Origin of the sequence: Jeotgalibacillus marinus (assembly GCF_040801915.1) — a bacterium.
Classification (GTDB): Bacteria; Bacillota; Bacilli; order Bacillales; family Jeotgalibacillaceae; genus Jeotgalibacillus; species Jeotgalibacillus marinus.
In genome coordinates, this window is record NZ_JBFMIA010000001.1 from 340,352 (window position 1) to 353,528 (window position 13,177).

Genomic DNA, 13,177 nt, shown 5'->3' on the forward strand with positions numbered 1-13,177 from the left:
TACTAAATATAAAACATATAGGCGTCTGATTCGCCTTCACTTGTATAGTTTGCTAAATCATCAATGGTTGTATGATCAAGTACATCTTTAACAGCATCACGGATTCGCATCCATAGTTCACGTTGTGGCGGTGCTTCATCCTCGATACCCTCAACTGGACTAATCGGGCCTTCTAACGCACGAATGATGTCACCAGCTGTAATTTCGTTTGGTTCTTTCGCTAGCACATAACCACCATAAGCACCTCTTATACTTTTCACGTAGCCCCCATTGCGAAGCGGTCCTATTAGCTGCTCTAAATAATGCTCGGATAAATCATGTGTCTTTGCGATTGCTTTTAACGACGTTGGACCTTCTCCATGTTGTTTTGCAAGCTCAATCATGATCGTTAATCCATAGCGTCCTTTTGTTGAAATTTTCATAAAGAATCCACCTCTAACCTCGACTATTGACTTTTGCCATTATAGCATAGAACCCATAAGATTGGCATTTCATAGCGGTTGATACTATGATAGATGCTAGAAACTTACTCGAATTAGGGGTGATCCTATGAGCATTAAACCATTGGCTTTCCGAATGAGGCCACGCACGATCAATGAAATGATTGGACAAAAGCATCTTGTTGGAGAGGGCAAAATAATAAGGAGAATGGTGCTGGCTAAGCAATTGTCATCAATGATTTTGTACGGTCCACCAGGGATTGGTAAAACATCAATTGCCTCAGCTATAGCAGGCAGTACTCAATATGCATTTCGTACATTAAATGCTGTTACAAATAATAAAAAAGATATGGAAATTGTCGTTCAAGAAGCCAAAATGTCCGGAAAAGTCATTTTACTATTGGATGAGGTTCACCGTTTAGATAAAACCAAACAAGATTTCTTGCTGCCATATTTAGAAAACGGCATGATCACCTTAATTGGTGCGACAACTAGTAATCCGTATCATGCCATTAATCCAGCGATACGTAGCAGGTGTCAGATCTTTGAGCTTCATCCTTTATCCATTGAAGATATAACCATTGCGATAAAGCGTGCGTTAACGGATGAAGAAAGAGGATTTGGAAAAATCCAAGTAGAGCTTGCCGATCAAGCATTAACTCATTTTGCCACGGGCAGTAACGGAGATGTAAGAAGTGCGTTAAATGCATTGGAACTAGCCGTGAAATCCACTGCGGGAAAAGACGACGGCATCATTGTGATCACAGTTGACATTGCCGAAGAATGTTTGCAGAAGAAAAGCTTTTCTCACGATAAAGACGGTGATGCTCATTATGATGTGATGAGCGCCTTTCAAAAATCAATTCGCGGCAGTGATGTGAACGCTTCTCTTCACTATTTAGGTAGATTGGTTGAAGCGGGCGATCTACCAACGATCGCTAGACGTCTAATCGTTATCGCTTATGAAGATGTAGGATTAGCAAGTCCACAAGCAGGTGCACGAACACTCGCTGCCATCGAATCAGCTGAGCGACTTGGATTTCCTGAAGGAAGAATTCCACTTGCCAATGCAGTGATTGAACTTTGTCTGTCCCCAAAATCAAACTCAAGCATATCAGCAATTGACGCTGCTCTTAGTGACATCCGCGCTGGCAAAAGCGGTGTTGTACCCGAGCATTTAAAAGATGCTCATTACAAAGGAGCAAAAGAACTCGGTCGCGGACTTGACTATCAATACCCACATAATTTTCCAAGCGGGTGGGTCAAACAGCAATACTTACCGGATACAATAAAAAACGCTCGTTATTATGAACCGAAAACGACAGGAAAGTTTGAACAAGCACTTAAGCAAATATACGATAAAATGAACGAAAAAACGCCAGCTACATAAAGACCTGTAGCTGGCGTTTCTTTAAGCTGAGATATCTCGTTTTGTAAAAACAGTAAACGCAAGTGTAACAAATAAAGTAAAGTAAATAAGAATCATAATGACAGAGAACGTCATGGTCATTCCTTCAACTACTGGCATACCCATTTCATAAAGTGAGAGGTTGGTGTTTGCAAACAAACTGTATTTTGCCCAGTCGTAGTACATTGCGATGAAACCCGTTGCTGATCCACCAACAAAATACAAGAATAAGCTAATTCCGATTGCCATCGAGCTGTTACGGAAAACAGCAGAAATCATAAAGGCCATCGTCGCTAATAAAATCACATCAATCGAGTTAAATATATATACTTTCACCAAATATGGAATCATGCTCCCTTCAACAACTGAACCATTCTCATAAATCAAACGGGTGGTCGTCCCTGAATCATAAAAAACAAATCCTAAAATCAATAATAGAATTACTAAAATTCCGCTCATAGCGAGAGCAAAAGTGGCAACAGTCATGAATTTTGAAAGAAGAATTTTCCATCGCGCAATTGGCCGAATCATGAGTAGCTTGATTGTTCCCCAAGAAAACTCGCCCGCTACGATTCCTGAAGCCATAATAATGGCAAACAATCCAACCAATGCAAGCATAAAAGAGTTATTTTCTAAGTATGTCCATATTGATTTTGCTGAGTTCGGAGGAAGGTCATTTGCTAAACGATATTCATTGATTGCAAGTGCTCCTTCTGCACTTGGTATATACGGATCGTACCCTCCTGTTTCGAGCGTCTCTTGTATTTGCTCATTATCCATTTCAAGCGATTGTTGCCACGTTATTTCTTCTCCTTCTCCAAAAGTGGAATCAATAAAAAGAAAAAGGACGGTTGAGATAATCACAGCAAGTATTAACAACCCAGCCATCACATACGTGCCAGGACGGTGTAAAATTTTCATCCATTCATTGCGAATTAAATTAAACATGTGTACCCGCTCCTTCCTGAGACGTTACTTCTAGGAATCGATCTTCCAGTGTTTTGGTTGCTGGTGAGACGCCATACACATCGATATCATTTGCCGCACACCAACGAACAAGGTCAGGAATTTGCTCTTTGGTCATATCAATGACAAGTGATCGCTCTACGACTTCAACTGTCCAATCAGAATTGTATTGGACAACTTTCTCTTTTACATCTTCTGGTTGAGAGACTTCAAGTTTAAATAACTGCCCTTTTGTCGAAACAAAATCACGCATCGTTTGAACATCAATTAATTTCCCTTTTTGAATGATTCCGATTCGATCACACATCATTTCCATTTCAGACAGCAAATGACTGGAGACGATTACCGCCATCCCACGTTCTTTGGCAAGCTTTCTTATGTAATCACGAATTTCCCTAATGCCAGCAGGATCTAGCCCGTTTGTAGGCTCATCTAAAATCAGCACTTTAGGATCATGCAGTAAACTTTGAGCGATCCCTAGACGTTGACGCATTCCGAGAGAATACGTTTTCACTTTTTCGTTAATTCGTTTTTCAAGCCCGACAAGTTTGACAACCTCATCTATTTTTTCTTTTGAAATACCTTTATACATTCTTGCGTAATGAACAAGGTTTTTGTAGCCAGAAAGAAATTTATACATTTCAGGATTTTCAACAATGGCACCAACGTGTTGAACAGCGTCCTCAAAATCCTTTTGGATGCTTTTCCCCTCGATAAGTACATCTCCGTCTGTTAACTTCATCAAACCGACGATCATCCGAATCGTCGTCGTTTTACCGGCTCCATTTGGTCCGAGGAAACCGAATACTTCCCCTCCATAAACGTCAAATGTAACCTTGTCAATAATCGTTTTCCCACGAATCGTTTTCGTGACATCTCTTAGTTGAACGATCGATTGCTGTGTCATGAATTGTTCTCTCCTTTCCATTTCAGCTCACCTTATATAACTAATTTAGAAGCTTCCTCCAGTTATACGTTGTCGATTGGGAAAAGTTTCAAAAAAAAAAAAAAAAACCGACTCTAGTTATAGAATCGGTTTTTATCGCCGTTATTGAACTCGTTGAATCATAATATCTTTAAGCATCTTATTAATGACATAGCTTGCTGCAATCAAACCAGCAACTGAAGGAACAAAAGCATTGGAAGATGGTGGCATCTTCGCTTTGCGAATGGCTGCCTGCTCGTTGCCAACCGTTTTACGTACTTCTTCACGAATAACAATCGGGCTCTCGTCAGAAAAAATAACTGGAACTCCTTTTGGAATCCGCTCTTTTCTTAGTTGCTTACGTATCACCTTAGCAATTGGGTCTGTATGAGTTTTAGAAATGTCTGCAATTTGAAAGCGTGTCGGATCCATTTTATTCGCAGCACCCATACTTGAAATAACAGGGATCTCACGTTTCAAACACTCTTTAATCAAATGAATTTTGAACGAAATCGTATCAGAAGCATCCACTACAAAATCAGGTTTGTAGCTAAAGAATTCTTCATACGTCTCTTCTGTATAAAACATTTTTAACGAAATTGCTTCGCACTCTGGGTTAATATCCGCAATGCGCTCTTTCATCAAATCCGCTTTCGGTTGTCCAACTGTAGACAACAATGCGATCACTTGACGATTCACATTCGTAATATCAACATCATCTTTATCAACAAGGATCAAACGACCTACGCCACTGCGAGCAAGCGCTTCAGCCGCAAAAGACCCAACGCCGCCAATCCCAAGTACCGCAACCGTCTTCCCCTTTAATAATTCGATCCCCTCTGACCCAATCGCCAGCTCATTACGTGAAAATTGGTGAAGCATTTAAATCAACTCCAAATTGGTTAGTTATGACGAAATTAAGAATAGCTTACTTTCATGTTTAAATCAATATTCGATTGGGCTGGATTGTCGGGTATACTCTTCCACAGACAACCTCACGACTATTTGATGGTTCAATATTACAAAAAAAATTAATGCCCTCTACTCATGATAAAAACCACCAGACCAAGTCTGGTGGTTCACTTATGTAGTGGGTGGTAAATCCCAATTGTGCCGTCTCGGTATATATCTATCGTTTTGAACCCGCTCTCAGCAGGTGGGTGCCCTGTTTCTTGATTGGTGTGTCCTCGCAAAAGGCATGCACGATGCAAGAAAACGCAGGCTCCCATTAATCCAATTGTTCGGTCAAAACTGATTGATGAAAACGAACACATCAGGACTTACCGTGTGAGTAAATAATAGCATAACCTGTTTAAAAGATCAATTCGTTTGTAGTTTTATTTATTAATTATTCTGAAGATTCAGTGACAGTCTCAAATCAGCAAGTTGAGCGCTACTTACTTCGCTTGGTGCTTCCGTTAACACACAGCTTGCGCTAGCTGTTTTCGGGAATGCGATCGTGTCGCGAAGGTTTGTGCGGCCTGCTAGAAGCATAACTAGACGGTCAAGACCTAACGCGATTCCACCGTGTGGAGGTGTACCGTATTCAAAGGCTTCAAGTAAGAACCCGAACTGACTTTGTGCCTCTTCTTGAGAGAAACCAAGAGCAGAAAACATTTTTTCTTGTATGTCGCGCTCGTAAATTCGAAGTGATCCCCCACCTAATTCATAACCGTTTAAAACAAGGTCATAGGCTTGCGCTCGTACTGCAGCTGGGTCAGTGTCAAGAAGCGCTAAGTCTTCACGCACAGGCATTGTAAATGGATGGTGAGCTGCATAATAACGACCTTCGTCTTCCGCGTATTCAAGCAGTGGCCAATCTGTCACCCACAGGAAGTTGAACACTGATTTATCAATTAAGCCAAGATCTTTGCCGAGCTTTGAACGCAGAGCACCTAATGCATCTGCTACAACTGATTTTTTATCAGCTACAAATAGCAGTAAGTCACCCGCTTCAGCTTCTGCTGCAGATGTTAAGCTTGCTTGCTCTTCTTCCCCAAAGAATTTTGCGATTGGTCCGTTGAAGCCTTCAGCAGTCACTTTCAGCCACGCCAAGCCTTTTGCTCCGTAGCGTCCAGCAAATTCACCCAGCGCGTCAATGTCTTTACGTGAATAGTTGGCCGCACTTTGTTTGACATTGATCAGTTTTACTTGACCTCCACCTGCGACTGCTCCACTAAAGACTTTAAATCCAGAATTCTCCACGATCGATGATACATCTACAAGCTCCATTTTAAAGCGAGTGTCTGGTTTATCTGAACCAAAACGCTCCATTGCGTCTGTATACGTCATGCGAGGAAGCGGTAATTCAATGTCAATGCCTTTCACATCTTTCATCATTTGTGCCATCATACTCTCGTTCATGTTCATAATGTCTTCTTGGCTCATGAAGCTTGTTTCGATGTCGATTTGTGTGAATTCAGGCTGACGGTCTGCACGAAGATCTTCGTCACGGAAGCAGCGAGCAATTTGATAATATTTATCGAAGCCACCAACCATCAGCATTTGTTTAAATAGCTGAGGTGATTGCGGTAGGGCATAGAACTCACCTTCGTGAACACGACTTGGCACAAGATAATCACGTGCCCCTTCTGGTGTACTTTTCGTTAGCATGGGTGTTTCAACTTCGATAAAACGTTCGTCGTCTAGGAAGCGACGAATGGATTTAGTGACCTCATGTCTCATTTTAAATGTATCACTCATGACTGGTCGACGAAGATCTAGATAGCGATATTTTAATCGAATCTCTTCCGCAACATCTGCTTTGTTTTCAATAGCAAATGGTGGATTTTTCGCTTCACTAATAACAGTTGCGTCTGTAGCGTAAATTTCGATCGTACCAGTCGATATGTTTTTGTTGATCATACCTTCATCGCGTGCTTGAACTGTTCCTTCAACACTTAACACGTATTCGCTACGAATGCTTTCAGCTTGTTTAAGCGCCTCTTCTGAAATAGCAGGATTAAAAACGATTTGTACCATTCCCGTTCTGTCACGAAGATCAATAAAAATTAAACCACCAAGGTCACGGCGTTTTTGTACCCAACCTTTCAGTGTCACTTTTTCTCCAATTGATGCTGTTGGTACTTCTCCACAATAAAATGATCTTCCAAACATATGTTTTCCTCCTTAGGATTGCTTTAAGTGTTCAATGAATTGATCAAGTGAAACCATTTCTTGTGATCCACTTTCCATTTCTTTAACCATAATGTTTCCATCCGCTAATTCATTGTCACCTAATATCGCTACATATTTCGCTTTCAAACGGTCAGCCGATTTAAGTTGTGCTTTCATTTTGCGGTTTTGAAAATCCATTTCGACTTTAAGTCCTTGTTGTCTTGCTTTAAATGTCAGTTCAACAATTTTATCTTTCGCTTCGTCGCCCATTGCGACCATGTAACAAACTAGAGAATCTTCAACTGGTAATTCAATGTTCTCTGCTTCAAGCGCTGCAAGTAAGCGTTCAATACTTAGCGCAAAACCGATACCAGGTGCATTCGGTCCCCCTAGTTCTTCCGTTAGTCCATTGTAACGACCACCACCACATAAAGTTGTGATTGCACCAAATCCTTCAGCACTGCTCATGATTTCGAATGCTGTGTGGTTGTAATAATCAAGACCACGAACCAAGTTAGGATCAAGCTCAAAATCAATGCCCATCACTGTCAAGTAGTGTTGTAACTTATTAAAGTAAGTACTTGATTCCTCATTTAAATAATCTTTAAGTGACGGTGCTGTTGAGATTAGTTCATGATCACGATCTTTTTTACAATCCAATATACGTAATGGATTTTTAGTTAAGCGGGTTTGGCAATCTGAACAAAATTCATCAATTCTTGGTTCAAAGTGTGCGATCAACGCCTCTTTGTGAGCTACACGACTTGCTGTATCACCCAAGCTGTTTAGTACAAGCTTGATTTCTTTTAATCCAAGTCGTTTGTAAAGTTCCATTGCAAGTGAGATGACTTCTGCATCGATGCTTGGATCATCACTGCCAATCGCTTCTATGCCAAATTGAACGAATTGGCGATAGCGTCCTGCTTGTGGTCGTTCATACCGAAACATAGGCCCTTGATAAAAGAGTTTAACTGGTTGATTGGCGTTCCCAAACATTTTGTGTTGAACAAACGATCGTACGACTCCAGCAGTACCTTCAGGACGTAATGTTAAGCTGCGTTTTCCGCGATCTTGAAATGAGTACATTTCCTTTTGTACAACATCGGTTGTATCTCCAACCCCACGTTCGAAGAGCTCTGTATGTTCAAACATAGGTGTTCTAATTTCTTTGTATTGGTATTGTTCACATAAATCTTTTGTCACTTGCTCAATATATTGCCATTTTTCAACTGTCCCTGGCAAGATATCCTGCGTACCGCGTGGAATATTGAATGACATCTTAACTCCTCCTTGTTTTAAATTCATTTTTAATGTGCAAATCGTTATACCCTCCAACGTTTTTGCATACAAAAAACTCCCGTCTCTTGTCCTAAAACAAGGGACGGGAGTTTGATATCCCGTGGTGCCACCCTAATTGAAGCATTATGCTTCCACTTGAGGCAGTTAACGCCTGCATACGTCGATTCCTACTAAGATGATCACTTTTCAGAGTCGAACCTACGGGGTGTTCCTTCAACAAGGCGTCATGTAAATCCACTTTCAGCCTAAGGTGGATTTTCTCTAGTCATGCGTTTCTTATTTACTGTGCCCCATCATCGGTCAATTCAAGTTGTTTTTTTATAATGTAATCAATCATACGAATGAGCGGGGTGAATGTCAAGAAGAATCGAAATGACTTTTCCAATTGATATTTCTTAATGACGATTTGAGTGAAACTATATATAATAGGAGCAGGAATTATATGTGAGGTGATGGTATGAAGGTAAGTGTTCCATTTTTAGTCATTGTTCTTCTTTTTACTTCTTTCTCGATCCCACCAAGAGCCGGACAAGCTGAGGGGATTACAGCAACAATTTCAAGTGATTCAGTAAATATGAGACAAGGTCCAGGGTTGGCGTTTCCAACTGTCGCAACCGCTAATAAAGGGGATACATATGAGGTATTAGATAATGAATATGGTTGGCTCAAATTACAGCTAGCTAGTGGACAAGAAGGCTGGGTGGCCGAGTGGTTAACTATTCAAGAAAGCACACCTACCCCTGAAGTAGACACTGAATCAACGAATACATATTATGTTATTACTGACGAACTCCGAATTCGAGCGGCTGCTGGAACAGACTATGACGTAGTTGGAACACTGAAGAAAGGTGATTCAGTTAATGTCTTATCTGAATCCGGTGAATGGCTAGAAATTAGTATGCCTGATGGAACGTCTGGATGGGCCTATGCAGAATTTATTGATCAGCAACAACAATCATCTCAACAGACAAGTGAAGGTGAATCTCTTGGAACCATTTCTGTCGATCGATTAAATGTTCGTAACGATTTTTCTTCAGAAGGAGCAGTTATCGGTTCATTCAATCAAGGGGACATCGTGTTAATTGATGAAGAGCAATATGGCTGGCTACTCGTTGAAGGAAACGGACTTAAAGGGTGGGTTAGTTCGTCTTATGTTCAATACCAAGCAACAACAAACGACTCAACGGAACCGATTGAAATGAGCTCTTTAGAAGATTCTTCAATCGTCATTATGGTTGATGCATTAACGGTGAGAAATGAACCTTCTCGATCTGGAGATTCGATCGGTAGTGTTAATCAAGGAGATTCTTTTACAGTTGAAGAAATCTCAGGTGATTGGTATAGCATAGAGTATCAATCAGGTGAATTTGGTTGGATCGCAAGCTGGTATACAGAGCAAGGAACCAGATCCAGTCATACTCAATCAAACAGTTCTACTGCAGATTTAGAGAGTGTTACGATTTTGTATAATGGCTCAAACATTCGATCTCAAGCATCTGTTGAGTCCGACGTTGTTACGCTAGCCCAAGCAGGTGAACAGTACCCTGTAGTGTCTCAACAAGGTGACTGGTTTGAAATTAGATTAAGTGATGATACAACTGGTTTTATTGCCAATTGGATTGTTGCTGCAGAAGATTCAACTGTAAAAGAGTTTGAAGAGGAAGAGGAAGAACGAGAACAAGAAGAAAAGGTTATTGATTCAATTGCTGATGCTACCATTGTCATTGATGCTGGTCATGGCGGACGTGATGGTGGTTCTCCAGGCGCGAGTGGTACGCACGAAAAACCATTAACATTGCGCACTGCTGAAATGCTTTATCACAAGCTATCAAGTACTGGTGCAAAAGTGATTATGACAAGACAAGATGATCGATACATTGATTTAAATAGTCGTGTCGCTACTTCTCAGCAATACCAAGCAGATGCATTTATTTCGATTCATTATGATGCACATGATGATCGAAGCATTGGAGGTTACACGACCTACTTCTACGGAGGAATAGACAAAACGCTAGCTAATTCGGTGCACAAAGGTCTCGAAGGGCAAATGACAATCAGTAACCGCGGAGTACAATTTGGTGACTATTTTGTGCTTCGTGAAAATTCCAGCGCGGCTGTATTACTCGAATTGGGTTATATTAGTAATCCATCTGAAGAAGCGTTAGTCAACAATGATCGCTTCCGTGACATTGCAACGACTGGTATTTATAATGGACTAGTTGAGTATTTTGAAAATTATTAGATTACAATCTTGTTAGATTTCCTCGTACACACGAAAAAAACTCGGCATATGCCGAGTTTTTTCTTTATTTACTTTCAACGATCAGTGTAACCGGCCCATCATTCGTTAAAGAAACTTCCATCATCGCACCGAACATCCCCTTTTCCACAACAATCTCTTTTTCGACAAGGAATTCATTAAATTTCTCATAGATTGGTTCTGCAAGATCAGGTTTTGCCGCTTTCATAAAGTTAGGTCTTCTTCCTTTTTTCGTATCCCCATAAAGAGTAAACTGCGAGACTGATAGAACTTGTCCTTTTTGATCGAGTAATGAATGGTTCATTTTTCCTTCTTCATCTTCAAAAATGCGAAGATTGGCGATTTTATCAGCAATGTAACGTGCATCTTCTTCTCCATCTTCGTGCGTAACCCCGACTAACAGTACTAGGCCGTGTTCTATTTTCCCTGTTACTTTGCCTTCCACTGTGACAGAAGCTTCTTTGCTTCTTTGAACAACAACACGCAAAGCCGTCTCCTCCAGTCGTTAATTCACTATCCGCTGTACGGAATAAACATCAGAAATTTGTTTGATCCGTTCCACTACTCGTTGAAGGTGATTGATATTTTGAATCATAATGGACATATTGATTGTCGCTATTTTATTGCGATCTATTCGACCACTAACAACTGAGATATTTGTTTTGGTTTCGTTTACCGCTTGAAGAACTTCATTTAATAAGCCTCTTCGATCGTAACCAGAAATTTCGATATCCACGTTGTATTCCTTTTTATCGTGAGGTGTCCCTTCCCATTCAACTGGGATTAATCGAGCATTGGAATCATTTTGGATATTTGGACAATCCGTGCGGTGGACAGATACTCCTCGGCCCCTCGTAATGAAGCCAATGATGTCGTCACCAGGAACAGGACTGCAGCATTTAGATAGTCGCACGAGCAAATTGTCAATGCCTTTTACCGTAACACCCGCATCTCTTTTCTTGCGTTGTGTCGGTGGTTTAATTTCTGCCATCGCTTTTTCCAGCGTGTCTTCTTCATCACGAAGTTTACGAAGCTTCTCTGTAAGTCGATTGGCAATTTGAACACCTGTGATTCCACCATAGCCAACGGCACAATACATATCTTCTACGTTCATAAAATTAAATTTTTCAGATACACGCTTGATATTTTCCTCTGTCAAAACTTCTTTCGGATTAAATTCAAGCGACCGAATCTCACGTTCAACGATGTCACGACCTTTATCCATGTTTTCATCGCGAAGTTGTTTTTTAAAATACGCTTTAATTTTATGCTTAGCTTGAGATGTTTGTGCAAGCTTTAACCAGTCTTTACTTGGTCCGTATGAATGTTTGGACGTCATAATTTCAATGATGTCACCGGTTTTTAAAGTTGAATCAAGCGGCACCATTTTGCCATTTACCTTCGAACCAATTGTCTTGTTTCCGATCTCCGAGTGGACACGATAAGCAAAATCGATCGGCACAGATCCTGCTGGCAGTTCCATGACGTCGCCTTTTGGAGTAAATACATAGACCATATCTGAAAAAAGATCGAATTTGAGAGCATCCATAAATTCCTCGGCATCAGATGAATCCTGTTGAAACTCTAAAATTTCTCTAAACCACGTTAATTTTTTTTCAACAGTCGCTTTTTTGTCTTCGCCCACAATTGTGCCTTCTTTATAAGCCCAGTGAGCTGCTACCCCATATTCTGCTATACGGTGCATGTCGGAAGTTCGGATTTGTACTTCTAGCGGGTCACCTTTCGGACCAATTACCGTTGTGTGAAGAGATTGATACATATTTGGCTTTGGCATAGCAATGTAATCTTTAAAACGACCAGGCATTGGCTTCCAACACGTATGAATTATACCTAGCACTGCGTAGCAATCTTTAATGCTATCAACAATGACGCGAACTGCAAGCAAGTCATAAATCTCGTTAAATTGCTTGTTTTGCATGGCCATTTTTTTATAAATACTGTAAATATGTTTTGGGCGTCCAACGATATCGGCGTGAATGGAAACATCTCCAACGTGATCCTTTATTTCTTGAATCACCGTCTCAACATACTCTTCTCGCTCGATTCTCTTTTTTTTCATTAAGTTAACGATTCGATAATATTGCTGAGGGTTCAAATAACGTAATGCCGTGTCTTCAAGCTCCCATTTTATCGTCGAGATCCCAAGACGGTGAGCGAGAGGTGCAAAAATTTCGAGCGTTTCATTTGAGATACGGACTTGTTTCTCAACGGGCATGTGCTTGAGTGTTCTCATATTGTGCAAACGGTCTGCAAGCTTAATAAGAATCACCCGAATGTCTTGTGCCATCGCAACAAACATTTTCCTGTGATTCTCTGCTTGTTGCTCTTCTTTTGATTTATATTTAATTTTCCCAAGCTTTGTTACGCCATCAACCAACATGGCCACTTCTTCGTTAAACAGTTCGCTTAAATCCTTACCGGTATAGTCCGTATCCTCCACAACATCATGCAAAAATCCAGCAGCAACGGTTGAGGGATCCATTTGAAGATTCGCCAAAATACCCGCGACTTGAATGGGATGTACTATATAAGGCTCGCCGGATTTTCGAAACTGTTCCTTATGCGCTTCAGAGGAAAAGGCATAAGCTTTCTTTACCAATTCCACTTGATTGCTACTCATGTAGGTTGCTGTAATCCCGAACACTTCTTCCGCGGTAAGCACTCGATCATTCGCCATACGTTATATCACCTTTATCATCTGAAGTTAGTTTTTGTGTATTGTTTCTATTATTAAAAAAAAA

At 40.7% G+C, this 13,177-nt stretch carries 10 protein-coding genes, 1 other RNA gene and 1 other annotated feature; of the genes, 2 read left to right on the plus strand and 9 right to left on the minus strand.

Features of this window, described 5'->3' with window-relative positions; genetic code table 11:
* Window positions 1-2 precede the first annotated feature (2 nt).
* On the minus strand, window positions 3-422 hold the full coding sequence (gene cymR, locus AB1471_RS01800; protein ID WP_367777826.1) for a cysteine metabolism transcriptional regulator CymR: 420 nt from the start codon (window positions 420-422) through the stop codon (window positions 3-5).
* Window positions 423-549: 127 nt separating this feature from the next.
* Here cymR and AB1471_RS01805 point away from each other — a divergent pair, with 127 nt between their 5' ends.
* Window positions 550-1,830 carry a replication-associated recombination protein A gene (locus tag AB1471_RS01805; RefSeq protein WP_367777828.1) on the plus strand — a complete coding sequence of 427 codons (1,281 nt, stop codon included), beginning with the start codon at window positions 550-552 and terminating at the stop codon, window positions 1,828-1,830.
* A 21-nt stretch (window positions 1,831-1,851) separates the two neighbouring features.
* Here AB1471_RS01805 and AB1471_RS01810 read toward each other — a convergent pair whose 3' ends face one another.
* The 6 genes from AB1471_RS01810 to hisS all read right to left on the minus strand — a co-directional run bounded on the left by AB1471_RS01810 (window position 1,852) and on the right by hisS (window position 8,134).
* Window positions 1,852-2,796: an ABC transporter permease gene (locus AB1471_RS01810; RefSeq protein ID WP_367777829.1), complete on the minus strand. Its 945-nt coding sequence runs from the start codon at window positions 2,794-2,796 to the stop codon at window positions 1,852-1,854.
* Window positions 2,789-3,721, minus strand: coding sequence for an ABC transporter ATP-binding protein (locus tag AB1471_RS01815; RefSeq protein ID WP_367777830.1), 933 nt, complete (start codon window positions 3,719-3,721; stop codon window positions 2,789-2,791). Before AB1471_RS01815 ends, AB1471_RS01810 begins: the two co-directional genes overlap by 8 nt.
* A gap of 141 nt (window positions 3,722-3,862) precedes the next feature.
* Complete coding sequence (locus AB1471_RS01820; RefSeq protein ID WP_367777831.1) at window positions 3,863-4,621, minus strand: tRNA threonylcarbamoyladenosine dehydratase; 759 nt, start codon at window positions 4,619-4,621, stop codon at window positions 3,863-3,865.
* 215 nt (window positions 4,622-4,836) lie between these two features.
* Window positions 4,837-5,022, minus strand: a non-coding RNA gene (ssrS, locus tag AB1471_RS01825) — 6S RNA.
* Window positions 5,023-5,083: 61 nt separating this feature from the next.
* Complete coding sequence (aspS, locus tag AB1471_RS01830) at window positions 5,084-6,856, minus strand: aspartate--tRNA ligase (protein ID WP_367777832.1); 1,773 nt, start codon at window positions 6,854-6,856, stop codon at window positions 5,084-5,086.
* A 12-nt stretch (window positions 6,857-6,868) separates the two neighbouring features.
* Complete coding sequence (hisS, locus tag AB1471_RS01835) at window positions 6,869-8,134, minus strand: histidine--tRNA ligase (protein WP_367777834.1); 1,266 nt, start codon at window positions 8,132-8,134, stop codon at window positions 6,869-6,871.
* A 96-nt stretch (window positions 8,135-8,230) separates the two neighbouring features.
* Window positions 8,231-8,461 (minus strand) — a binding site (T-box leader).
* A gap of 151 nt (window positions 8,462-8,612) precedes the next feature.
* Here hisS and AB1471_RS01840 point away from each other — a divergent pair.
* On the plus strand, window positions 8,613-10,397 hold the full coding sequence (locus AB1471_RS01840; protein ID WP_367777835.1) for an N-acetylmuramoyl-L-alanine amidase family protein: 1,785 nt from the start codon (window positions 8,613-8,615) through the stop codon (window positions 10,395-10,397).
* 64 nt (window positions 10,398-10,461) lie between these two features.
* Here AB1471_RS01840 and dtd read toward each other — a convergent pair whose 3' ends face one another.
* Both dtd and AB1471_RS01850 read right to left on the minus strand, forming a co-directional pair.
* Window positions 10,462-10,902, minus strand: a complete 441-nt coding sequence (gene dtd / locus AB1471_RS01845; RefSeq protein WP_367777836.1) for a D-aminoacyl-tRNA deacylase — start codon at window positions 10,900-10,902, stop codon at window positions 10,462-10,464.
* Window positions 10,903-10,920: 18 nt separating this feature from the next.
* On the minus strand, window positions 10,921-13,113 hold the full coding sequence (locus AB1471_RS01850; RefSeq protein ID WP_367777837.1) for a RelA/SpoT family protein: 2,193 nt from the start codon (window positions 13,111-13,113) through the stop codon (window positions 10,921-10,923).
* Between the last annotated feature and the right edge of the window lie 64 nt (window positions 13,114-13,177).